Genomic DNA, 23,093 nt, shown 5'->3' with positions numbered 1-23,093 from the left:
GTACTCCGAGGGCTGGGAGCCCGTAGCCCTTGTCTCGGTCCTCTCCAGGCGATACCAGCATGGCCGTGAGCGCGGTGTGGCACGGGATCAAGGCCAATCTTGCTCAGCCAGTCCCCGAGCACATGCTCGCCGGTTAGGGTGTCGGCGGAGCCGCAGAAGACGCAGGTGGCGGGCATGGATCAGCCAGTCTGGGATGGGTCCGACGCGACCCACGCCGGGGGGCTTGTGTGGATGCGCGCAGAAACCGCTCGACGTCGAATCGGCGCTCGCGCAGCCGCCGGGCGGTCTCCAGCTACTCCTCGGTGAACAGTCCCTGGTACCTCGGCAGCAGCACGAACGCCTCGACGCTCATTTCCAGCCGCCCGTGCTCCCAGAGGGTGGTGAAGCCGTCCGAAGCGTCGCGCCCGCGCAGTAACTGGCGGGCGGCTTCGGTACCGCCCAGTGCGCCGACCATCTCCATGAAGCGGGTCGCGTTTTACCTGATCTCCCGCTTGAGGCGCTCCACGCCCACAGCACCATGGTGCGGTGGAACTGCCGCTCCGCTGCGCTGGTCACGACGTCCCCCGGATGCTCTGCAGGAGCTTCCCGGAGCCGTCGTCCAGCACCCAGAACGACCAGCCGTTGCGGTTGGGGCTGACACCCGGCTTGTAGTGCGCCACCACGGCGCGGGCCGCACCCGTCGGCGTCTTGAAGCTCTGCCCGCTGAGCGGACCCGACGTGACGTCGATCCGCGTCGTCCTCGGGTCGTAGCTGCCCTGCGTGCGGCGCCCCTCGTAATCCGCGTACACCGTCACGCTGTTGTCCGATTCCGGCAGCTCCGTTTTCTCCCTCGCAGCAGGGGTGGGCATGCTGGCCTCCACCACCAGCCGTGCCACTACCTCGCCCGCCGTACAGCCGCTCATGCGGGCTGCGAACTCCAGCGACCGGTAGGTCTGCGCGTCCACCTCGATTGCCTCAGACATAGCGCCTCCTCTCTCCAACGAGAACATAATCATAAGAAAGGAGAGTGCGCAAGCAAAGAGAGAAAATAGAGGATGGCCTCCGGCGGCCGGCACCGAGTTGGTGGTCAGTCGGCAACCAGCCCCAGGGGTGTGCGCCTCCGCTCTGGCTCCGCGATGTACCCACGGCGCCGGGCCGTGCGCCATTCTCGTGACTGTCGGTGGTGGTCCGTAGAATCTCCGCGTGAGCGATTCAGACAAGTCCCAGCTGACCGAGGCGGAGATCCGTACCCGGTACATCACGCCCGCCCTGAGTACCGCCGGTTGGCCCCTGACGTCGCTCCGCGAGGAGTACTACTACTTCTCTGCCGGACGCATCCAGGTAGTCGGCAAGAAGGGTGTGCGCAAGAAGCCCAAGAAGGTCGACTACCTGCTTGAGTGGCGTCTCGACCTTCCGATCGCCGTGGTCGAGGCCAAGGACAACAAGCACGAGCCGGGCGACGGGATGCAGCAGGCGATCGAGTACGCCGAGCAGCTCGACGTGCCCTCGGTCTTCACCAGCAACGGCGACTCCTTCATGTGGCACGACCGCACCGGCAGCCGGCCCGACGTCGAGGTCGAGATCCCGCTGGAGCAGTTCCCCTCGCCTGAAGCCCTCTATCAGCTGTACAAGCGGTGGAAGGGCATCGAGGACGCCGACGAACCGGTGATCGCGGGGCAGTTCCATGACGACGGGTCGGGACGCCGCCCGCGCTACTACCAGCGGATCGCGGTCAACCGCACCATGGAAGCGATCGCCAAGGAGCAGAAGCGCCTGTTGCTCGTCATGGCCACCGGGACGGGCAAGACCTACACTGCCGCGCAGATCGTCTGGCGGTTCATGGAGTCCTTCCAGGCAATCAGCCCGGGTAAGAGTCAGGCCCGCGTGCTCTTCCTGGCAGACCGCAACATCCTGATCGACCAGACCATGATGAACGACTTCGCCATGTTCAAGGGCCGCATGGCCAAGCTCAGCGCCTCGCGCGGCACCATATCCAAGGTGGCCAACGCCGACGACCCGGACGGCGGGGGCAGCAAGGTCGTTGACAAGAGTTTCGAGCTGTACCTCTCCCTGTACCAGGCGGTGACTGGCACCGAGGAGATCGACAACGTCTACAAGCAGTTCTCGCCCGACTTCTTCGACCTGATCATCGTCGACGAGTGCCATCGAGGGAGTGCTCGGGAAGACAGTGCCTGGCGCGGCATCCTGGAGTACTTCGGCTCGGCCGTTCAGCTGGGCATGACGGCAACGCCCAAGGAGACCAAGACCGTCAGCAACAGCGACTACTTCGGCGACCCGCTCTACACCTACTCGCTGAAGCAGGGCATCGATGACGGCTTCCTGGCACCGTACAAGGTCATCCGCACAGCGCTCGACGTCGACACCTTCGGCTGGCGGCCGGAGGAGGGGCAAGTCGACGACTCCGAGACGCTGATCCCCGATAGGCACTACACCGGCGAGGACATCGACGACTCGATCGTCTTCCCGGAGCGCGACAAGCGGGTTGCCGAGCGCGTCACCGAGTACCTGAAGAGCACGGACCGCTACGCCAAGACGATTGTCTTCTGCCAGGACATCCCGCACGCCAACCGCATGCGCCGGATACTGGCCAACCTCAACGCCGATGAGGTCCGTAAGGACTCCCGCTACGTCATGCAGATCACCGGCGACGACCAGCAGGGCAAGCAGGAACTCGACAACTTCATCGACCCGGAGATGCCCTACCCGGTCATTGCGACGACATCCAAGCTCCTCGCGACTGGCGTCGACGCCCAGACCTGCAAGCTCATCGTGCTGAACAACCGCGTCGAGAGCATGACCGACTTCAAGCAGATGATCGGCCGCGGTACCCGCGTGCGGACGGACTACGACAAGTGGTTCTTCGTGATCATGGACTTCAAGAACGTCACCAAGCTGTTTGCTGACAAGGACTTTGACGGTGATCCGGTCAAGGTCTACGAGTTGCCGCCCGACGGCGACATGAGCGATGCCGTGCAAGAGCTGGACGACGTCGACGAGACCGCGGGTGAAGGCGAGGACGACCAAGGTCCGGAGCAGTGGGTCGAGCGGCCGGGAGAGCGCAACGCCCGTCGCAAGCGGATCGTGGTCAGCGGCCAGGCCGTGACGATCATCGGCGAACAGGTGCAGATGCTCGGGGCGGACGGCAAGCCGCTCACCTCCAACCTCAAAGAGTTCGTCCGCCGTGGCCTGTTGGAGCGGTACCCGACCGCAGATGCCTTCGTGAGCGCTTGGTCGGCTGCGGATCAGCGGTCGGCTCTTCTCGACGAGCTGGTGGACGCCGGCATACCGCTGGAAGATCTGGTGGAACAGTCAGGCCTAGCGCTTGATCCATTCGACATGGCGCTCGATGTTGCCTACAAACGTCAGCCGATCGAGCGTCGGCAGCGCACCGCAGCAGTCCACGCGAACGGCTACCTTGGCAAGTACCAGGGCCAGATGCGCTCCGTGCTGGAGGCGCTGCTGGAAAAGTACGTCGAGTCCGGCGTGCGCTCGATGGAGGACATCGGAGTGCTGCGAGTGGAGCCCTTCCGCTCGATGGGCGGCCCCCTGGAGCTCATACGAGCCTTCGGAACCCGCGAGACCTATTTCAAGGCCGTGCGTGATCTTGAGCAGCAGTTGTACCAGGAGGCGCAGTGATTTCGTCCACGCTCATCAAGTCCATCCAAGACGTCATGCGGCAAGACCAGGGTGTGGACGGCGATGCGCAGCGCCTCAGCCAGCTCGTTTGGATGATCTTCCTGAAGATCCTGGACGATACCGAGCAGGAGCTGGAGCTGATGACCGACGGCTTCGTGCCGGCGATCCCAGCGCGGTACCAGTGGCGGGCCTGGGCGGGCGACGAAGAGGGCCTCACCGGCGATGGCCTCAACGACTTCGTCAACAACGACCTCTTCCCGGCGCTGCGCAAGCTGAGTAGTGGCACCAACCCGCGGGCCCTGATCGTGCGCGAGGCCTTCGAGGACTCTTACAACTACATGAAGAGCGGCACGCTGCTCCGCCAGGTGATCAACAAGATCAACTCGATTGACTTCACGGTGCGAGCGGACCGGCACCAGTTCAACGACCTCTACGAGAAGCTGCTGAAAGACCTCCAGGGCGCGGGCAACTCCGGTGAGTACTACACGCCGAGGGCGCTCACGCAGTTCATCGTGGAGATGGTGAACCCCCAGCTCGGCGAGACCGTGCTCGACCCGGCCTGCGGCACCGGCGGCTTCCTGGCCAACACCATCGACCACCTGCGGAGGCAGGTGAAGACGCCCGACGACGAAGCCCTCCTGCAGGCCTCGTTGCGGGGCATCGAGAAGAAGCAGCTACCGCACCTGCTCTGTCTGACGAACATGATCCTGCACGGCATCGATGCGCCGACAGCGATCCGCCGCGCCAACACCCTGACGCGGCCGCTTCGGGACTACGGTCCGGCCGACCGCGTGGACGTGATCGTCACCAACCCGCCGTTCGGCGGCGTCGAGGAGCCGGGGGTTGAACAGAACTTTCCGCAGAGCGTCCGCACACGGGAGACCGCCGACCTGTTCCTGGTGCTCATCATGCGGCTGTTGAAGCCGGGAGGCCGAGCAGGCCTCGTCTTGCCGGATGGCACGCTCTTCGGCGAGGGCGCGAAGACACGTATCAAGGAACAGCTTCTAAAAGAATGCAACCTGCATACCATCGTGCGACTGCCGGGCAGTGTTTTTGCCCCGTATACGTCGATCGCCACCAATTTGTTGTTCTTCACCAAGGGTGAGCCGACAAAGGAAGTCTGGTACTACGAGCATCAATTGCCTGATGGCGTGAAGGCTTACAGTAAGACGAAGCCAGTTCGGTCTAAAGAGTTCGATCCTGAGCGTGCGTGGTGGCACGATCGTGCGGAAAGTCAATTTTCCTGGCGTGCCTCTGTCGACGACTTGATCAGCTCTAACTTCAATCTGGATGTCAAGAACCCCAAACGTAAGGGTGACGAGGAGCAAGGTCTGACTGAGCTGCTCGATGCATATCGTGCCAAGCAGGCCAGCACGCGCGATATCGTTGGCAAGCTCACGGGTCTTCTTCGCGAGGCTTTGGTGCAGAATGATTGATGGCGATCTTGTAGCGTTGTGTGACAGCCTTGACGAACTTCTGATGGTTCCGGGGCAGGTATCGCGACTCCGGCGCACCGTTCTCGACTTGGCCATTTCGGGCCAACTTGTACCAAATTCCGTAGAAGATGCCGCAGAGTATGTGTCTTCTGTTGTCGAGCGCTGCAAGGGCAGTAAGTCGGCAAAGAAGCTGGCGAGTGTTGAGCAGCCGCAGATCGGCGTTGACGCGCCTGCCACGTGGGCAACCACGATGCTCGGGTGTATCTCGACGGGCATCGTGTACGGTACGTCATTGAAGACGTCTGAATCCGGGGATGTACCCGTGCTTCGCATGGGTAACATTCAGAATCAGCGTTTGGACTTCGGTAACCTGAAATATCTGCCCTTTTCAGCCGAGCTTCAAGACTTGATGCTGGCCGACGGCGACATCTTGTTCAATCGGACCAACAGTGCAGCCCTGGTTGGCAAGTCTGCGGTATTTCACGGCGAAGGCCCATGCAGCTTTGCGTCCTATCTCATTCGGGTTCGTCTCCACGCTGACGTGGAGCCCGACTTTGTCCATCTGTGGCTTGGCTCGTCAGCAGGACGAGCATGGGCGCAACGCGTAAAGACAGATGCAATTGGGCAATCAAACATCAACGGGACCAATCTTGGCCAGTTCCCGCTGGCATTGCCGGAGCGAGCGGAGCAAGTCCGCATTGTCGAAAGGGTCGCAGACCTCCTCTCATTGATCGATGAATTTGAGGCGGAGGTCAACGAGTCCGAAGTTCGCCGACGAGCGGTCACTGTCGCCGCTTGCACTTCTCTCGTACGCGACCGCGAACCTTTGCTTCTGGATCGCGCTGAAGAGCTAATCCGAACCCGCGAGGACATTAACGAAGTCGAGCGCACAGTATTCGAGTTGGCTGTCAGTGGTCGCCTGACGAGCAGCGTAGGATCAGACGGATTGACCTCCCATCTGGTGTCCCGTGCGCGAACGTCTGCCCTCGATGCTGCGGATCTGGTCAATGGACAGGGAGAGCGACTTTCTGATCCCTATCCTCTGCCGTCTTCTTGGGAATGGGTTCCTTTCGGAGCTGTTTTGACAGGCATCGAAGCAGGCTGGAGCCCCCGCGCCCAAGCCAGGCCAAAGGACGACGATGAGTGGGGTGTCCTCAAGGTCAGCGCGTGTTCCTGGGGTGAGTTTAGACCCTTGGAAAACAAGGCGCTCGAACGCGACCAAGTCCCACGTACCCACCTTGAAGTTCAAGCGGGCGACCTCTTGATTTCGCGAGCCAATACGGCAGAACTCGTTGGGCGGAGTGTGTTTGTTGATAGAGCGCCGCCTAGGTTGATGCTGAGCGACAAGACTCTCCGGCTCTCGCCCGTAGATGGCTGTAACCCCAGGTATCTCAACCTCGCCAACCTGAGCCCGTCAGCACGAAGTCATTATGAGCGTGAAGCAACCGGAACGAGCAGCTCAATGAAGAATGTCTCGCAGAAGGTTATCAGACGGACACCCATCCCCCTTCCCCCTCGCGCGGAGCAAGACCGGATCGTGGCAATCGTTGACGAGCTGATGGGCTTGTTGCGGAGGTTGCGCATGGAAATGACAGCGTAGCGAACCTCAAGCTAGCCAAGTTGTTATTGACCGAAGCCATGCATTGTTTATGTTATCTATAGTGCACAGAGACAGGCAGTCGCTGTCGGGTCGGTTCGCCTCGCCGCAAACCTACGGCGAGGCGACATTGATCGATGGGAGTCTCTGGTGCCGAAGAAGAACGGGATCAGGATCTAGCCGGGTTCGTTGCTGCATACCTCAGTTTGGCACCTCATCTGGACTCTCTATTCTTGGAGAGACGCGGTGAGGTTCCACCGAGTTTAAAGGGGAGTTTCCGAAACCTCGGGGCTCTCAACGCGGTTTGCCTGGGCTTTTGTACCCGCCGCCCTGAGCTGTAAAGCAGGGCGGCGGGCGAACGAGATGTTGTGCCGAATGGTCAGCCACTCGTCACCACCCTCGACCTGATTGACAAAGCTGTCAGCTCGGCGGCCTTGGCCCGCTCCTCCTGCCGATTCCTGGAGATCGATTTCCAGCCCCCGCACAAGGCGTCCCCGTTCCGGAAGGGGCACGTGGAGAAGAAGCTGGACTCGGTCGGCACGCTGCTCGCACAGTTCGTGGCCAGATACACCGGCCGCAGCATGCGGGGCGTCCTTCACTGCACGCCGCCCTACGCGCTGGTGCTCACGAAACTGCCGTCTGGTCAGTCGGCCCCACTGCCGCAATGCGTGTGCTGCGGAGCCCCGTTCACACCCCGCCAAGGGCTTCGACTCCATTGCTCGGACGCCTGCCGAATGGTGCTTTAGCGCAAACGCCGTAGGGTGTCGAGCCGGCGGTTTTGACCTCACGTAACACACTTATGGGAGCTATGTGGTCACGCTTCGCAACCAGTGATTAATTGCCATTCATGTTGGAGCCGGTCCTGAGCACCTGGAGCCTGCAGCGTCTGCGGTCGCGGTCGCCGTCGGATCAGGGCGCCTTCGGCAGATCCACCCCACCGTCGAACCGGAACCCCAAGGCATGGGAGAGCTGAAAAACCAAGTTCTCGGCGAAGAGGTCGCGCTCCTGCACCAAGGCAGCCCTCACCTCGGCCGGGGTCGGGTGGAGCCCGGCCTCCCGAGCCCAGGCAACTGCCTGCTCGGCCACTTCGTCCGGATCACCAATCCACTTCTCGGGGAAGCCGTAGTCCCGCGCCATGGCGGGAGACAACACGGATTGCCACGACAGGCCACCAGGGCTTGCTGCCTGCACGGTGACGAAGTCGCTGTCGACCACGTGGCAGACCAGTACCGGGGCAGCCGTCTCAGCAACGATCGATACGTCAGGATCTCCTCCGGGGAGTGCCTGCAGGATCTGCCAGCTGTCGTTCCGCGCCCACCAGACCGCGACACAGGGCGACGACCTCAACGCCGCCAGCTCCGTGACGGGCCGATCGGCACGCGCCACGATGAATGATCCCGAGAACCCCATGGCCCGACACCCTAGACACGACCACCGACAACCTCACCACTCACTCCACAGCCGAATGTGATGCCTATGCCGAGCCCGGCGATTCACGTGTCCCGGCGCGGCTTGGAAACCGAACACCAAAGCTGACCATCGACGCTCAAACCTTCGCTGCGACAGGTCATGTCAGGACCTCTTCGCGCTGGTGCGCGGGCGAGGGGGCGTGCGTTGTCGAAGTCGATCGCGTCGTCGTGTGGTTCGGGGCGTAAGGACCGCCGCGAGGGTAGTGAAGCCGATCCGGGGGAGGCACCCTCAGCGTCTCGGCGTCCCGGCAGGTCACACGGGTTGGTCACCGCACTGGTCGAGCAAGTAGGCGAGACACGCACGGCCGAGCCGACCCTCAGCCTCGCATTGCCATACCCGAACACCGGCTTCGTGACCGTGACTTCGCGATGTACCTGGTCACGCGCCGCCCAGTCGTTGTTGGTTGAATCGAGCCCATGACAACCGATTGGTCGCAGCTCCATCACTTCTGGGGTCCGGCGGACGACATACCGGTGCTCTTCGCGGATCTGACTCCGGGCAACCGGGAACAAACCTGGCTTGAGTTGTCGAACAAGCTGTGTCTGGACGAGGGGGTGTGCGCAGCGAGTTTTGCCGCCGTTCCCCTGTTGTGGGCGGTGGCCGTCGACGGCGCCCCGCCGGACCGCGATGCCGCGTTGTCTCTCGCCGGTCAGATCGTCGCGGCGGGCCGTCGGCATCGCGAAAACGACTCCGCCCTTGACCCGCACGCCTCCCGGATCGCGCACATGGCGACCCTCGCGGACGCACATCTTTCCGAGCACGCCCAGCAGACGGACTACATCCTTTGGCTTCGCGAGATGCTCGCGCTCGAAGGGCACCTCGCGTGGGCCTGGACCCTCGACGACCTCACCGACGCGTTCTTCGCCGCTCACTGCCCCCACAGCGACGCCGACGTCACCATCGCGGTGGGCGACTATGGTCACTATTCGGCGATCCGCGACTGGGAGCGAGGGGACATCGACCGCCGACCGCTACGGCCGACCAGACCGGAGGAGATGTCCCCACTGGGTGCACGACTTCTCGGGATCGCGATCCGCGATCAGTGGAACTCGTTGGCTCGCGGCCTGCCGTACGTCTTCGGAACGGCGAATGCCCGCCTTGCGGAGAGGTGTTCGCGGTGGCTCCCGCATTCGAGAACCGTGTCGGCTCCGAGACCGGCCTGAAGTTTCGGACAAGGCATCGTTGAACTCGTCCCGAGTCGAAGGCGGTTCGTCGGTGTACCCAACCCTTGTGCCACCTGTCTGTTCAGGTGTCCCGCCGCCGGCGCGCTTCCTCTCGTTGGGCGGTGACGCCGGGGATGGCGGCGAGGGCCTCGGCGGGGCGGCCCTGCTTGATCAGGAGTCCGGCGAGGGCTGTGGCGGCGTTCCTGCCGGCACAAGAGCGGAGCAGGTCGATGGCTTCGTCCTCGCAGCCGTCCTGTTCCAGCAGCCAGGCCATCGTGGTGGCCGGGTCAACGAAAGGCTGTTCGGGCACAGCCTCGACTTCCGCGATGGCTTCACGGCAACGCCCCGTCTCCCCCATCAGCCACCATCGGTTGGAGGGAACCCAGTGCAGGTTCTCCTCGACGAACTCCGCGCTGCACCCCTCCAAAAGCTGAAGTGCCCGTTCGTGGAGTCCGTTCTCGGCGAGCATGAGCACCGCCGAATACAGAAGGCCCTCCTCACGCTCCTCGAACGTGGACCGCACCGCCTCGACGGCCTCGTCGAACCGCTGTTGCCGGGCCAGCAGTTCCATCAGGCAAGATCGACGGAAGCGCGGGTGGTTCGAGGTGTCGTCGAATTCGCGAAGCATCGTCTCGGCTTCACGTGCTCGCCCCGCGTCCTCCAATGCCTTCACCAGGGGCCGCAGGGCGGTGCGTTCGTGACCACCCGTAACCGCCTGACGCAGTTCCTCGATCCGTCCATGCCGGGCCAGGAGCTCCGCGTAGGACTCGACCGTGTTCTCGGGGCCGTACCGGCGCGTGGCCACGTCCGCGCCCAGGATCCGGATCGCCTCGTCGACCCGACCGGACCTCTCCAGGACGGCGGCCTGCAGGTCCAAAGCCTTCCACAGTAGGTGCGATCGTCCTTCGGCCTGATGCCGCCTGACCTCCTCCGCGATCGGGACGAGCAGATCCAGGACCCGTTCGTCCCGTCCCTTCCCCTCGGTCATCTCCACCAGGGCCGACAGCAACTGCCGCTCTCTCAGGTGAGGTTCGAGCACCGCAATTGCCTCGTCCACCCGCCCGGCCCTCACCAGGACCTCGGCGTAAACCCGGCATGCTTCCCCCGTCTCCCCCGTCTCCCCCGTCGCGCCGGCCGGAAGCGCGAGCGCCGACGCCTCCTCGACTCGACCCCACCGGAGCAGAATGTCGGCTCCCGCCGACACAGCAGGCAACCAGCCGCTGTCCGCGAACGGCTTCATCACCCCCCAGGCCTGTTCGAAGTCACCCACCTCGCACAACTCGCGCGCCGCCGCCCGCGCGCAGAACCAGTCCCCACGCTCACCGGCGGCCTGAACCACCACGCCCAAATGCCCACCAGCGAGAAGGAGGTCCACCGTCTGCGGCGGAACGCCACCGTGGGCGCCGGCCTGCCATGCGAGATCGTCGATGTTCACCCAGGCAGCCTAGAAACCATCGCCGACATGGCGAAGCGCACGGGCCCTTGCCGGAAGTAGACCCTCGCAGAGGATCGAACGGCCGGGAGCAGCAGGAGGATTGGCGCAAGGCGCCGCAGATCACACTGACTTGGCTTGCCGGGCCCCTGCGGCGAACCGACGACCGTCGAATCCGCGCGCCCACGAGCACCACAGCCGGATACCGCAGCACTATCCAAGCCGACCCGGCGGGCACCCCGCCTACCCTGGCGGCGCGCCGTGCCGTCGTCCCGGTGTGCGGGTAACGAGTGCGCGGGGTACCGCTGTTGTTGTCTCGACCCGACCTTGATCGAGGACCGCGGGGAGCCTATGCGATGGCGCGTGGGGTGCTCTGGGGTACGCGTTGGTGGGAGCGGCGGAGTGCGGTGTCGACGTCGTGGGTCGTCCACCCCCGGTCGACGAGGGCTCGGGCGGCATCGCGTACCGCCTGCTCGGGCCTCGAAGCGGTCGCCGATCCGGTCGTGGGGCTGCCTACTGGCCGGCACGCCCTCCCATCACACGTGTTCGATGACGACTGACCCGGCTATCGCCAGGAGCCAAACCGCGAGGAGGAACGACAGTAGGACCGACCTTCGAGGGGACCGGGACAGCGTCATGCGACGCGCGCAGGCGGCCATGATGCCGGCCCCCAGGAATGCACCGACGATGTTTCCGGCGATCCAGATCGAGTGGGACAGCCAAGTTTCGCCGCCCCACCAGAAATCCTGGTCGAGCAGCGCCCCCAGGAATCCGACGGCGACGGCGATGACGAAGAATATGCGGCCGACGATGTGCAGGGCAGTGGCGGTCGATTCATCGTGCACAGCCGAGAAGTGGAGCCAAGAGTATGCCGACAACAGCAAGGTGGACACGAGGAACAGAAGCGCCGCGGGGTGTGACGTGGATGCCTTGCACGCAGTCTCCGCGCTTTGCTTCAGGGGCATGGTGCTCCGCTCTCCTCAACTGGTCACCGGCGTCGGACACCGCGAACACCAGTCCGCTCGAGCAACTTTAGCGGCGGCTTACTAACGGTTCGACGGCGTGGGTAGGGCTCTGATGCGTTGAACCGCGTAGATGCGCCGGGTGGGTCGGCGGCGTCGGCGTTCGGACCGGCAGGCTCGGTGGGGGAAGTTTGCGGGCGGTCGTGGAGCCGATCGAATCAGGCTTTCGACGTGGCTGGTCCGACGTTGGTGATCGAGTTGGCGGAGCCGCTCTCCCCGGTTGCGCTGCGGGAGTTTGGCGCGCTGATGGTGGGGTTTTTCTCCTGCTTCGCCGCGAAGCGGCTCGGGTTCTTCGGCGTCGGCGTGCCCGTTGGGCGACCGGGCGTCGAGGACAGGCGGAGGAGGGCCGACGATAAGCGTTCCCGCTTCCGCTCCTCGGTGGCCGTTCTGGGGACGAGGGCTACGAACGCCGACCCGGCGAAACTGTGCGATCACGGCACCAACAGTTTGCCGCAGACGTCCAGCTCGGCCCAGACGGTCTTGCCGGCCGGGGGATGCGGGTCTACTCCCCAGTGGACGGCGAGGGTGGAGACGATGAGTAGTCCGCGGCCGGATTCGCCGTTCGGGTTCGGGGAGGACAACGGTACGGGCAGGCGGTCGCCGTGGGTGTCGGTGACGGCGATCCGGAGGGTGCCCAGTGCCGCGTCCGAGGTGACGGTGAGCTTGAAGTCACGGTCCGAGGCTCGACCGTGCAGCACGGCGTTGGCGGCGAGTTCGGCGATGATCAGTTCGGCCTGCTTGCGGATGGGGGACGGGGTCTGCCAGGCGCGCAGCTCTTCGGCCGCACGCAGCCGGGCGAGTCGGGCGCCGAGCGGGGTGGATAACATCCGCAGCTCGAACGCACTCACGGTGGCTGGAAGTTGAGGGGCGGGCTCGTTCATGGGTCTTACCGTGACGGGCCCGCGAGGTCGTTCACCAGCCCTGAGCCGCGTACGGTGAGTCAGCGTACGGGCACTTTGGGTGGACAGTACGGTGATCTTGGCCGCACGCTGGACGCGTGGAACACGGGGAGATCCGACGCACCTGGAGGTGGCCGCGTATGAGTGATGTGCCTGAGGATTGGGAGCGCGAACCTGATGCCTCCGACAGTTTGCGGACTTTCGGGGCGGTGGTCCAGGCCCTACGCGAACATGCCGGGCTGAGCCGGGTGGAGTTCGGATCGCTGGTGCGGTTTTCGAAGCACACGGTGGAGTCGGTGGAGTTGGGTCGACGGATGCCGGACCCGGACTTCGTGGAGCGCGCGGAGACCGCCTTGGGGAACACGGGCGCCTTGCGACGGGCGGCGAAGCACTTGTCCCGGCAACCGGGATTGGCGGCTTGGTTCAGGCAGTGGGCACGTCTGGAAAAGCTGGCAACGAACTTGTGCACCTACGAATGCAGGCTGGTGCCGGGCCTGTTGCAGTCCGAAGGGTACGTTCGGGCTCTGTGCGACAACGACGTTCCCCCACTTACCGACGGCGCGCTCGAAGCCATGATCAGCGCACGTATGCAACGCCAGCAATTGCTGCGCGAGAAGCCCACCACGGCATTCGACTTCGTCGTAGAGGAAGCAGTCTTCATGCGACGACTGGGTGGTACCGAGGTCACCCGCGTGCTACTCGACCACGTCATCGAACTCGGCGCCCTCAGGAACGCAACACTCCAGATCATGCCTGCGGACAGCGAACAGCACGCGTGCCTCGCCGGACCGCTTCACCTGCTGGAAAATCCGGAGAAGCGCTGGCTCGCCTACTCCGAGGGTCAGGAAAACGGCCGCTTGATCGCGGACCCGGCGGAGGTCGGCAAACTTCAGATGCGCTATGCGAGACTACGCTCGCAGGCCCTCTCCCCGAAGGACTCCATGGGCCTGCTGGAGCGGATGCGAGGGGCGCTATGAGCACAACCGAACTCACCTGGTCCAAGAGCAGCTACAGCAGTGCTCAAGGCGACAGTTGCGTCGAGGTCGCGGCCACCGGACTGGGCATCTGCGTACGGGACTCCAAGGATTTGACTCGCCCCTGCTTCGCCGTGGGTCGCGAGGAGTGGGCCGGCTTCGTCCGGCACACCACGCGAAGCCGGCCGTAGGTTGAGTGCCGCGAACAGGAAACAACCGGCTTGGAGCACGTCCGCCACGGCGGTACACGAGGCGACAACTGTGTGGAAACAGCCGTGGCCGATCAGGCTGTCCGCGTCAGGGACTCCAAGGGCTTGAGGCGCCCCTGCTTCGCCGTGGGTCGTGGAGGGTGGGCCGGGTTCGTTCGGTATGTCGCTCGGAAGGGGCCGTAGGGCGGGCGCGGGCGGGAGGCAGGGCATGGGGGTTGGGCGGGCGCGGGAGGCCCGGAGGTTGCTCTGCAGGTGCCGGCCTCGGGGCTCGGCATCGGGTAACCGGTGTCGGGGGCTGGTTGGGCGTGGCTAGACTGGGTGGGATTGGAACGGCACCTCGTTCGGTGAGGCGTCGTCACGGACACAGGCCACTGACCCCACGACGTCGAGAGACGCCCAGGTTCAGGACAGGTCTCCCCGGCCTAAGGGGTGACCCCAAGTGGCTGCGTCTGTCGTGGGTGCTACGCCGTGGCGTGCCAAAGCTCTGACGAGTTCAGGGGTGCCTGGCTCGGGAGGAACCCGGGTCGGAGCCTTCTGTTGCCGTGATCCGGCGACGTCGACGTGCGTCCCGACGGCAAGGAGGTGAGCGCGATGGAATGCGGAAGTCCCGGTCGAAGTAGACCCCACCCAGCTGATTCCTCGCCCATCCCCGGGCACACGACAGCTGCCGTACCGCGCGATTCGCGTCTGTTCCGCTCTTGCTCGGCCCCATTGCGGGCGGGCGGGTAGGCGGCCCCGGTCCGCGCGGTGGCCTCGTGTGCCAACCGGTCGCAGCCCGAGAACCTGCGATCGGCCCTGCCGTCCGGAGGTTTCCCATGTCCGACTGGCGAGTGCGCGCGATACGCGCGAGCAAGCGACCCTTCGTCCGGCCCGCCGGACGCACCGACGTGCTGACGTCGACGTCCGTGTCGGCACCCGCTCCAGAGCACGAGATGGACCCGCGTGCCGAGCAGCACACGCCGGTCGAGGTGCTGTTGGAGCACACCGTGGTCAATGCGGCGGTCTACCGGGCGGGCAAGCGGGTCCCCGGTCCCACGACGCTGGCCGAGGTCTACGGGCAGTTGCCCGGCGAGTCCGGCACGATGGCCTGGATCGGGCTGTACCGGCCGACCGAGGCACAACTCCTCGCTGCCGCCGAACGGTTCGATCTGCACGAGCTGGCCGTCGAGGACGCCATCGTCGCCCATCAGCGGCCCAAGCTGGAGCGCTACGGCGACACCCTGTTCGTCGTTCTGCGTGCGGCGCGCTACCTCGACGACTCGGAAGAGGTCGACTTCGGTGAGATCCACCTGTTCGTCGGGCCGGACTTCGTGCTCACCGTGCGGCATTCACAGGCCCCGGACCTGGCCGCGGTGCGCAAGCGCCTGGAGGACGACGATCCCGAACTGCTGGCGCTGGGGCCGGAAGCGGTGCTGTACGCCGTCCTCGACGCCGTGGTCGACGGCTACGCTCCGGTGATCGCGGGGCTCCAGCACGACATCGACGAGATCGAGACCGAGGTCTTCGGCGCCGATCCCAACGTGTCGCGCCGGATATACGAACTCTCGCGCGAGGTCATCGAGTTCCAGCGCGCCACCCGTCCGCTCCTGCGCATCATGGACGACCTGGCCGCCGGTTTCGACAAGTACGGGACGGACGAGGAGCTTCAGCGCTACCTGCGCGACGTCACCGACCACGCCACCACCGCGGCCGAACGGATGGACGGCTTCCGGCAGATGCTGCAGAACATCCTTGCCGTCAACGCCACCCTGGTCTCCCAGGCGCAGAACGAGGACATGCGCCGGCTGGCCGAGGCCGGCCACGCGCAGAACACGGAGATCAAGAAGATCTCCTCGTGGGCCGCCATTCTTTTCGCGCCCACCCTGATCGGCACGGTCTACGGGATGAACTTCACGAACATGCCGGAACTCGGTTGGACGTACGGCTACCCGTTCGCCCTCGCGCTGATGGCCGTCGTCTGTGTCGGCCTGCATGTGATCTTCAAGCGCCGCGACTGGTTGTGACCGGTCCCTGCTTCCCCTGGGCTCCGGCCGGTCGTGGCTTCCCGTACACCGGGCGGCTCCGGCCGATCGGGGCAGGCACCGGCCACGCCCGACGGCTTGGGTCCGGGGCGGCGGCTTGGGCCCGGGGCGGCGGCTTCAGGCGCCGAACGGTAGGGATTCGATCGACGAGTAGCTCAGTTCGGCCCGGTCGACACGGGTACGGAGCCCGTCCGTGTCGGTCTGGGTCGCCCATCCGGTCACGAGTACGTCGGTCAGGTGCCAACCGCGCACGGGGCAGCGGCGGTCGTCGAGCACCATGATGAACGCGTCCACCCGTGCCCCGGCGTGCGCGTGCTCGCCGAGCGCGTCGAGTGCGGGTGAGGCGTGCGCGACGCCGTCGGCCAGGACCAGAGTTCCGACGGATACCGGATCCGCGACCGACGCGTCGCCCATGTCCGTGATCCTGCGGAAGCGAACGTCCAACGGCATGCCGCCTGTTCGGAAGACCGCCAACTCGAAATGATTGCGCACATCGTCGTCCCAGCCGATGCCGGCCATGTCCAACCTCCCCCGGACCGCCTGTCACGGGTCTATGCGAGCGCCAAGCCGCGTTCCCGGAGAACGGAACCTCGGCTCCCACAACGCTAGCGGACCGGCATGGTCTCCAAGTCCCCGTCGCCGACGGGATGCCAAAACGTGACAGCGGCGGACACGCACCGGGGCGGGACGCGGCAGGATGGGGTGGGACGGGACGCAGTGGGACGAGGGAAGGTTCGACGCGAATCGTCAGCGTCGTGATCGCCCGAAGAACACGCGGTAGAGGATGAGGAGAACCAGGGCGCCCGCGACCGAGACACCCCAGGTCTTGAGGTCGAAGAAGTCCTTCTCGAAGGGGCGGTCGAAGACCTCGGCCGCGATCCAACCGCCGAGTGCGGCGCCGGCGACGCCGATCAGGATCGTGACGATGAAACCACCCGGATCACGGCCCGGCATCAGGAGTTTGGCGATGATGCCGGCCAGAAGCCCGAGGACGATCCACGCGAAGATGCCCACGCCGCAGCCTGCCTTTCCGAAGCTTTCTTCAGAGGTTCGAAGGTTCGAAGGTTCGAAGGTTTCCGAGGCTTTCCGGGTCACCGATGTTTCCTACGCCGATGTCCCGGTTGATACGGCGGTTGCCCGCGACTCCCCCGGACTCCCCGGACTCCCCGGGGTCCGCCTGTCCGTCGTCCCTCCACGTGGTGATCTGCCGAGGCTGATACCCCGGAAAGCGGTACGTAGGCCGACCTGTTCGGGAGCCTGTTGGATGACGACGTCCGCGCGGGGAGAGGTGTCGGGGAGGGAAGGTCGGGCGGGGAACGAAGGTCGTTGCCTCGCTTGGGGAATGGGTCGGGGGCGGGTGGGCGGATGCGGATGCGGATGCGGGTGAGTAAGTCCGGTGCGCAGATCGGTGTTTGCATCGGCGATGCGGCGTTCCGCCGGTGCCAACCAAGCGAGCCTTCGAGCGGAGGCGGGCGGCAGGTCGTCGGGTGTGTCGCCTCGGTATCGCGAGGGCGTCGGGTTCTCGTTGGCCTCGTGGACGGTGCTCGAACACACCACCCCCGGAAACAAACCCCCGCAACGCCCGGCCGCGGCCTGCCATACGTCGAAGACGCGAGTCCGCGAGCAAGTAGCCACGTATTACCGTTGGCCGATGCGAAGCCAACCTGTCGACCGCCCGGCCGATCTCGACGCAGTCCGTGAGTCTTACGATCGCGTGGCCGACAACTACGCCCACATGGTGGTGACGACGGGAGTCGGCGACATCCGTAAGTATCCATGGCTCAAGGCGTCGATCGATGCCTTCGCCGACACCGTGAGTGGGCTCGGGCCTGTCCTCGACGTCGGCTGTGGCCCCGGAACGGTGACCGCCTACCTGGCCGAACGCGGCCTCGACGTGTCCGGGGTCGATCTCTCCCCTCGCATGATCGAGAACGCGCGCCGTCTTCATCCGCAATGCCGCTTCAGTGTCGGCTCCGCCACCGAACTCGACCTCGGTGAAGCGTCCCTCGGCGGTGTGCTCGGGTGGTGGTCACTGTTCAACCTCCCCCGTGACGTCCTGCCTCAGGTGCTCGCCGTGTTCGCGCGGGCCCTGAAGCCGGGCGGCCATTTCATCACCGGGACACACGTCGGAGACGAGGACGCGGTACGCACCGAGGCCTACGGAGGGGTGCCGGTGCGTTGGACGACGCACCAATGGCAGCCGGAACAGTTCGTGGACCTGATCGAGCAGGCCGGCCTGCGCCCGGTCGCCGAACTTCGGCTCCCTGCGAATGAAAACGTCCGGCCGGGTCTGGTCGTCATGGCCAAGCGACCCGGCTGAGAAGCGGGCGCCGGCAGCGGCACGGGGGTTCGTCCCGCGCCGAGGCCGGCCCACCGGTATCGAGCCCGAACCCATCCGCGCCCGAGGCCCGTCCCGCCCGCGCCGCGCCCGAAGCGCGTCCCGCCCTGCCCCGCCCGACCTGTATCAGGCCGACCTGTATCAGGCCGCCCGTCGGCTGTGGCTCAGTTCCGCGAGCCGGCGATCCACGTGTTCGGCCTTGTAGCCGCGCCGCACCATGGTGAAGGCGGGCGAGTTGGCGGGCCTGCCGCCGGCGAGGAGGCCCGCCACGTACTCGTCGACCTGCCCTCGGTCGTAGCCGCGACGCGCGATCGCGAACTCACTCTGCTCACCGAAAACCTGCAACATCATCATCTTCATCTCCGACCCGCCCCCGTCCGGTCCCGGACCGAGGCGACGCCGGACCGGTTCCGGCCCACCCGGGCCGGAACACACCCCGTCGACGGCCGCGACCGGTCGAGCGCCCCGCTTTTGCTTTCGTGCCGCCATCATTCCGGGCGTGCCGACTCGCTCGCCATTCCGGATCCGGTCACGCTGACGGCCGCCGGCCTGCCGGATTCCGGCAGCCAACCACCGATACGGCAAGTACGTGCGCACGGTCCGTGTTCGAGTACCCCGAAAAAACAGAACGGCACCCGTCGCGCCCGCGCAGCTCTCGCGCCCAACGCCCAACGCCCAGCGCCTCGTAGAAGTCTACGAAGAGCCGGTGTCTCCCCGCGGACGGGTTCATGTCTTCCGCCCGTAGCTGCCCTTGCTCGGTGGGCTGTGTACTCCTCGGACACGTTGCACCGAGCCGGTCGCACCGACGCAGGTGTACCAAGCCGGCTGCACCAAGGCAGGTGTACCAAGCCCGTTGCAACCGAGGCAAAGGAGACGCCCATGCCCGAGTCGTTGTCAGGTCGGCACATCGAAATCACCTGGCCCGATCCGGGTGTCGCCGTCACCGCGGAACTCGACGATCGCAACCCCGCGCTGGCCGATGCGCTGTGGGAGGCATTGCCCTACCAAAGTCTGCAGGGGCACGCCCTCGTGGCGGGAAGCCATCTGTATCACGCGGCACCGATCCCCTCGCTGCTGCATCTGCCCGCGTCCACTCGGTTCGATCGACGCGAGGCGCCCGACGGGACGGTGTTCTGTTCCGCGTTGCAGCATCTGGGCATCAAATACGGCGCCTTGACCGAACCGATGCCGGCCTCACCCGTGGGGCGGATCCGGCCGGAGGACATGCCGGAACTGATCCGAGCCGGGCACGCGGTGTGGGATTCGGTCTACTCGACGAAGAAACCGATTCTGGTGGAGGTCCGCCGGGCAGGCACGGAAGGCGGTCACCGCCTCCCCCGTCTGACCGCCGCCGACCCCGACGCGAAGCAGCTGATCCGCGACGTGTACACCGAGACCGAGCGAATCTGGCTGACCGAACCACTCGAACTCGCCGACCTGCACGGGGGATGGATCCCGTCCGGGGCCGGGAGCTTCGAGACGGTCCTGCCCACCCTCCTGTTCGTCAACGGTGAGACCCGCCCGCTGGGATACGCCACCTACGGCGGCCTGGTCCGGGCGGCGGTCGCGGACATGCCGATGGATTCCCTGCGCCACATGGCGCGCCTGTTGATCGGCATCCCGGCCGAGTTCCTGGGCTACTGCGGCCTGGAGAAGCTGTGGGCCTTCACCCAGCGCTTCCTGTCCTGCCTCGACCGGCTCGACCGCGACGACTTCCTGGCTGTGGCGAGCCAACTGGCCCTCTACATCAACTGCTTGGGTGCCTGGAACCTGCACCTGTTCCCGTGGAACGCCGGAGACCACCTGCGCCGACAGCGGCCCGCCGAAATGGGCGCGCGGCCATGAGCGCACTGCCCGAACGCACGGACGCGCTCGTCGTCGGCGGCGGAGTCGTCGGCACCTCGATCGCGTGCCATCTCGCCGAGGCCGGCGTCCGCACGGTGCTGCTGGAGCGCGGCACCCTCGGGTCGGGAGCGTCAGGTGCCACCGCGGGGGTGGTACGTACCTACTTCCCCGGCGACGCCCGCACCGGAAGCCTTGCCGTCCGCAGCCTGGCGGCGTATCACGCGTTCGCCGAGCGGACCGGAACCCCCCTCGGGCTAAAGCGGGGCGGGTTCCTGGTGTTGTTCACCGAGGAGCACCAGGTGGAGGGCTTCCGACGCGACCATTCCGCCCAGCTGGCCGCGGGGGTGGACGTCGAACTCGTGTCGGCGTCCGAGGCGGTGCGGCTCAACCCACTGGTGGGCGAGCGTGGCATCCTGGCGGCGGCCTGGGCGCCCGAGGCCTGCGCGTGCGACCCCGCCGCGATCGTGCGCGGGTACGCCGCGGCGGCCCAAGAGGCCGGCGCCGTCCTGCGCACCGAAACACCCGTCACCGGCATCGACCCCGACGGGCGGGTACACACCCCTGCGGGCAGCATCCTCGCGGAAACCGTCGTCTGTGCGGCCGGCCCTTGGTCGGCAACCGTCGCGGCCATGGCCGACGTTCGCCTTCCGGTGACCACGTACCCCATCGAACTGCTCATCGGCGACCCGCCTCCCGCCCGGCCCGGCCCACTTACCCTGCCCACTCCGCTCGCCGCGCTGCCGATGACCCTGCACGCCTCCTCCGGCCTGCGGATCCGAGCCTGGAAGGACCGCATCCTCATCGGAATGGGCCGCCCCGCACCGGACGAATCCCGCCAGGCCTGGCTGCACCGGGTGGCACACCGACTCGGCGCCACCTATCCGACCCTCGCCGGCATCCGTCTTCATCGCGGATGGAGCGGGGCCTTCGACGGCAGCCCGGACGGGACCGCCCTCATCGGCCGAGATCCCTCCCGTCCCTTCCTCTACGCGGCGGGATTCTCCGGGCAGGGACTGTGCCAGGCTCCCGCCGCCGGCGAGATCGTCGGCGACCTCCTGGCCGGCAAACAGCCTTGGACCGACACGACGACCTCGAACCATCGACGACCGGAGAGTAGGTGATTGTCGTGATCGTCCTGGGGTGCAACGGGTTCACCCGCGTCTCGGAGGTCTTCGCCGAGCATTTCGGCGCGGTCGGCGCCGAAAGGCACTACATCCTCGGCCACGACGCGGGTGCTTCGCTGCTGGTGGACGGCGAACTGGTCGCCGCCGTGGAGGAAGAGCGGCTCAACCGGGAAAAGAAAACCTCCGACTTCCCGCTCAACGCGGTGACATGGTGCCTTGAATCTGCGGGGCTGCGATTCTCCGATATCGATCTCATCGCCATCCCTTGGAACTTCTCCGCCGAGGTCCTGGACGGGCTGCTGTCCGACATCACGTCGGCGCCGACGACACGTGCCGCGAAGTCGGCTCTCACAAGCGGCATCGGCACACTGTTCACCGAGGTCGTCGGCCACGACGCGATCCTCGCCGACTTCGCCGCGCGCACCGGCTTCACCCCGGATCCGGACAAGGTGGTGTTCGTTCCGCACCACCTCGCCCACGCGATGACCGGCCATTACATGGCAGGTATGAAGGATGCCGCGTTCCTGGTCAGTGACGGTCGTGCCGAACGGTTCTCGTCGTTGATCGGCGAAATCCGCGGCGGTCGGATCCGCGTCTTCGACGAGTCGACCATCGGCGCGGAATATTCGATCGGGCTGCTGTTCGCCGCGATCACCAGATACCTGGGCTTCGTGCCCAACAACGACGAATACAAAATCATGGGCCTGTCGGGATTCGCCGCGCCCCCGTCGCCGAACCCGTTCCTCACGCACATCGTCGAACTGCGCGAGGACGGGCGATACACCTTCTGTAGGCCCCTGGAGACGGATAATCCTCGCAGCTTCGAGCCCCTGTTCGAGCAGCATTTCGGTCCTGTACAGGACACCCTCGAATACAAGGCTCGGGTGGCCGCCGCGGCGCAGGAGATGCTGACCGTCGTCACGAGCCACCAACTCCGCGCGCTGGAAGCCAAAACGGATCTGAACCACCTGCTGTTCGAAGGTGGCGTGGCACTGAACTGCCTCAACAACACTCCCCTGCTGGAGGGATCGCGCTTCGACGACATGGACGTCGGTTTCGGGGCGAGCGATACCGGCATCGTCATCGGCGCCGCCGTCTACGCTTGGGTCAATCACGACCCGGACACCACCGATATCGCCGACCTCGCCCACCCCGCCCACCTCACCGCCCCCACCGAAGCCACCGACGGCACCGACGGCACCGACGGCACCGACAGGGCAGGATCCGCACCACCGGTCACTCCGTATCTCGGACCGGAATACGACGACTCGGCGATCGAGCGGGCTCTGCGGGATGTCCGCGATCGGGTGACCTGGAGCAGGCTGAGCGACGACGAGGTCGTCGACCATGTGGCGAAACTGCTCACCGAAAAGGTCGTCGTCGGCTGGTACGAGGGCCGGCTGGAGCACGGTCCGCGGGCGTTGGGCCACCGCAGTATTCTCGCGAACCCGAAGTTTCCGGACATCAAGGATGTCATCAACACCAGGGTCAAACACCGCGAACCATTCCGCCCGTTCGCGCCGATCGTGCTCGAGACGGACGCGCCGAAGATCTTCGACATGGGCCGCAAAACGCGTTCGCCGTACATGACGTTCGTATTCCCGGTGCGACCGGAATTCCGCGACGTGATCCCGGGGGCGATCCATGTGGACGGCACCTCCAGGGTCCAGACGATCACCGATCACGACACCCCGCGACTGGCCGCCCTGTTGCGCCGGTTCACCACCCTGACCGACGTTCCCTGCCTGCTCAACACGTCGTTCAACGTGGCCGGCGAGCCGATCGTGTGTACCCCGACCGACGCGCTGAACTGCTTTCTCGGCACGGAGATCGATTACCTCGTCCTCGGCAACCAGCTCGTGACGAAAACCGAACCTTCCGCATGACGGGTGCGTACGACCCCGAGCCGGCCCCGCCCGGCTCGTCG

At 65.7% G+C, this 23,093-nt stretch carries 21 protein-coding genes and 1 riboswitch; of the genes, 12 read left to right on the top strand and 9 right to left on the bottom strand.

Translation table 11 applies throughout. From position 1 onward, the window contains the following. Positions 1-292 precede the first annotated feature (292 nt). The gene (locus tag GT354_RS53455; protein WP_237534366.1) at positions 293-460 is read right to left on the bottom strand and encodes a hypothetical protein; all 168 of its coding nucleotides are present in this window, start codon (positions 458-460) and stop codon (positions 293-295) included. Between the two features lie 91 nt (positions 461-551). Then, the gene (locus GT354_RS04625; RefSeq protein ID WP_161354872.1) at positions 552-962 is read right to left on the bottom strand and encodes a hypothetical protein; all 411 of its coding nucleotides are present in this window, start codon (positions 960-962) and stop codon (positions 552-554) included. Positions 963-1,182: 220 nt separating this feature from the next. Here GT354_RS04625 and GT354_RS04620 point away from each other — a divergent pair, with 220 nt between their 5' ends. The 3 genes from GT354_RS04620 to GT354_RS04610 are packed head-to-tail and all read left to right on the top strand — an operon-like array spanning position 1,183 to position 6,672. Beyond that, positions 1,183-3,636, top strand: a complete 2,454-nt coding sequence (locus tag GT354_RS04620) for a DEAD/DEAH box helicase family protein (RefSeq protein WP_161354871.1) — start codon at positions 1,183-1,185, stop codon at positions 3,634-3,636. Next, positions 3,633-5,072, top strand: coding sequence for a class I SAM-dependent DNA methyltransferase (locus GT354_RS04615; protein ID WP_161354870.1), 1,440 nt, complete (start codon positions 3,633-3,635; stop codon positions 5,070-5,072). Before GT354_RS04620 ends, GT354_RS04615 begins: the two co-directional genes overlap by 4 nt. Then, positions 5,065-6,672 (top strand): restriction endonuclease subunit S, encoded by a 1,608-nt coding sequence (locus GT354_RS04610; RefSeq protein WP_161354869.1) that lies wholly within the window; start codon positions 5,065-5,067, stop codon positions 6,670-6,672. The genes GT354_RS04615 and GT354_RS04610 overlap by 8 nt, the downstream gene beginning before the upstream one ends. A 906-nt stretch (positions 6,673-7,578) precedes the next feature. Here the strand turns inward: GT354_RS04610 and GT354_RS04605 are convergent. After that, complete coding sequence (locus GT354_RS04605; RefSeq protein ID WP_161354868.1) at positions 7,579-8,079, bottom strand: hypothetical protein; 501 nt, start codon at positions 8,077-8,079, stop codon at positions 7,579-7,581. 476 nt (positions 8,080-8,555) lie between these two features. Between GT354_RS04605 and GT354_RS04600 the strand changes: the two genes are divergently transcribed. Then, positions 8,556-9,302 (top strand): hypothetical protein, encoded by a 747-nt coding sequence (locus GT354_RS04600; protein ID WP_161354867.1) that lies wholly within the window; start codon positions 8,556-8,558, stop codon positions 9,300-9,302. 82 nt (positions 9,303-9,384) lie between these two features. Here GT354_RS04600 and GT354_RS04595 read toward each other — a convergent pair whose 3' ends face one another. From GT354_RS04595 to GT354_RS04585, 3 genes are all read right to left on the bottom strand, one after another. Then, positions 9,385-10,737: a hypothetical protein gene (locus GT354_RS04595; protein WP_161354866.1), complete on the bottom strand. Its 1,353-nt coding sequence runs from the start codon at positions 10,735-10,737 to the stop codon at positions 9,385-9,387. A gap of 533 nt (positions 10,738-11,270) precedes the next feature. After that, complete coding sequence (locus GT354_RS04590) at positions 11,271-11,699, bottom strand: hypothetical protein (RefSeq protein ID WP_161354865.1); 429 nt, start codon at positions 11,697-11,699, stop codon at positions 11,271-11,273. Between the two features lie 488 nt (positions 11,700-12,187). Continuing rightward, entirely contained in the window at positions 12,188-12,637 is a 450-nt protein-coding gene (locus GT354_RS04585) for an ATP-binding protein (protein WP_161354864.1), read from the bottom strand. 158 nt (positions 12,638-12,795) lie between these two features. Between GT354_RS04585 and GT354_RS04580 the strand changes: the two genes are divergently transcribed. The 4 genes from GT354_RS04580 (at position 12,796) to GT354_RS04565 (ending at position 15,841) form a co-directional block, all read left to right on the top strand. Beyond that, positions 12,796-13,632, top strand: coding sequence for a helix-turn-helix transcriptional regulator (locus GT354_RS04580; RefSeq protein ID WP_161354863.1), 837 nt, complete (start codon positions 12,796-12,798; stop codon positions 13,630-13,632). Further along, complete coding sequence (locus tag GT354_RS04575) at positions 13,629-13,820, top strand: DUF397 domain-containing protein (RefSeq protein WP_161354862.1); 192 nt, start codon at positions 13,629-13,631, stop codon at positions 13,818-13,820. The genes GT354_RS04580 and GT354_RS04575 overlap by 4 nt, the downstream gene beginning before the upstream one ends. Before the next feature lie 30 nt (positions 13,821-13,850). Beyond that, a complete protein-coding gene (locus GT354_RS04570; RefSeq protein WP_161354861.1) occupies positions 13,851-14,021 on the top strand; it encodes a DUF397 domain-containing protein in 171 nt (56 codons plus the stop codon). A gap of 146 nt (positions 14,022-14,167) precedes the next feature. Continuing rightward, positions 14,168-14,344, top strand: a riboswitch (M-box (ykoK) riboswitch). A 309-nt stretch (positions 14,345-14,653) separates the two neighbouring features. Then, positions 14,654-15,841 (top strand): magnesium and cobalt transport protein CorA, encoded by a 1,188-nt coding sequence (locus GT354_RS04565; RefSeq protein WP_161354860.1) that lies wholly within the window; start codon positions 14,654-14,656, stop codon positions 15,839-15,841. 135 nt (positions 15,842-15,976) lie between these two features. Here GT354_RS04565 and GT354_RS04560 read toward each other — a convergent pair whose 3' ends face one another. Both GT354_RS04560 and GT354_RS04555 read right to left on the bottom strand, forming a co-directional pair. Then, the gene (locus tag GT354_RS04560; RefSeq protein ID WP_161354859.1) at positions 15,977-16,378 is read right to left on the bottom strand and encodes a hypothetical protein; all 402 of its coding nucleotides are present in this window, start codon (positions 16,376-16,378) and stop codon (positions 15,977-15,979) included. A gap of 228 nt (positions 16,379-16,606) precedes the next feature. After that, positions 16,607-16,873, bottom strand: coding sequence for a GlsB/YeaQ/YmgE family stress response membrane protein (locus GT354_RS04555; protein WP_161354858.1), 267 nt, complete (start codon positions 16,871-16,873; stop codon positions 16,607-16,609). Between the two features lie 637 nt (positions 16,874-17,510). Between GT354_RS04555 and GT354_RS04550 the strand changes: the two genes are divergently transcribed. Then, a complete protein-coding gene (locus tag GT354_RS04550) occupies positions 17,511-18,179 on the top strand; it encodes a class I SAM-dependent methyltransferase (protein WP_161354857.1) in 669 nt (222 codons plus the stop codon). Positions 18,180-18,338: 159 nt separating this feature from the next. On the opposite strand, the gene GT354_RS04545 is transcribed toward GT354_RS04550, so the two are convergent. Beyond that, positions 18,339-18,551, bottom strand: a complete 213-nt coding sequence (locus GT354_RS04545; RefSeq protein ID WP_161354856.1) for a hypothetical protein — start codon at positions 18,549-18,551, stop codon at positions 18,339-18,341. 525 nt (positions 18,552-19,076) lie between these two features. Here GT354_RS04545 and GT354_RS04540 point away from each other — a divergent pair. The 3 genes from GT354_RS04540 to GT354_RS04530 are packed head-to-tail and all read left to right on the top strand — an operon-like array spanning position 19,077 to position 23,052. Beyond that, on the top strand, positions 19,077-20,042 hold the full coding sequence (locus tag GT354_RS04540; protein ID WP_161354855.1) for a hypothetical protein: 966 nt from the start codon (positions 19,077-19,079) through the stop codon (positions 20,040-20,042). Beyond that, positions 20,039-21,163 (top strand): FAD-dependent oxidoreductase, encoded by a 1,125-nt coding sequence (locus GT354_RS04535; RefSeq protein WP_161354854.1) that lies wholly within the window; start codon positions 20,039-20,041, stop codon positions 21,161-21,163. The genes GT354_RS04540 and GT354_RS04535 overlap by 4 nt, the downstream gene beginning before the upstream one ends. A gap of 5 nt (positions 21,164-21,168) precedes the next feature. Further along, positions 21,169-23,052, top strand: coding sequence for a carbamoyltransferase C-terminal domain-containing protein (locus tag GT354_RS04530; RefSeq protein ID WP_161354882.1), 1,884 nt, complete (start codon positions 21,169-21,171; stop codon positions 23,050-23,052). The last annotated feature ends 41 nt before the right edge of the window (positions 23,053-23,093 follow it).

The sequence above is a fragment of the Streptomyces sp. SID3343 genome (genome assembly GCF_009865215.1).
In the GTDB taxonomy this organism is placed as follows: domain Bacteria; phylum Actinomycetota; class Actinomycetes; order Streptomycetales; family Streptomycetaceae; genus Embleya.
This window is presented reverse-complemented; position numbering and strand designations above follow the sequence as displayed.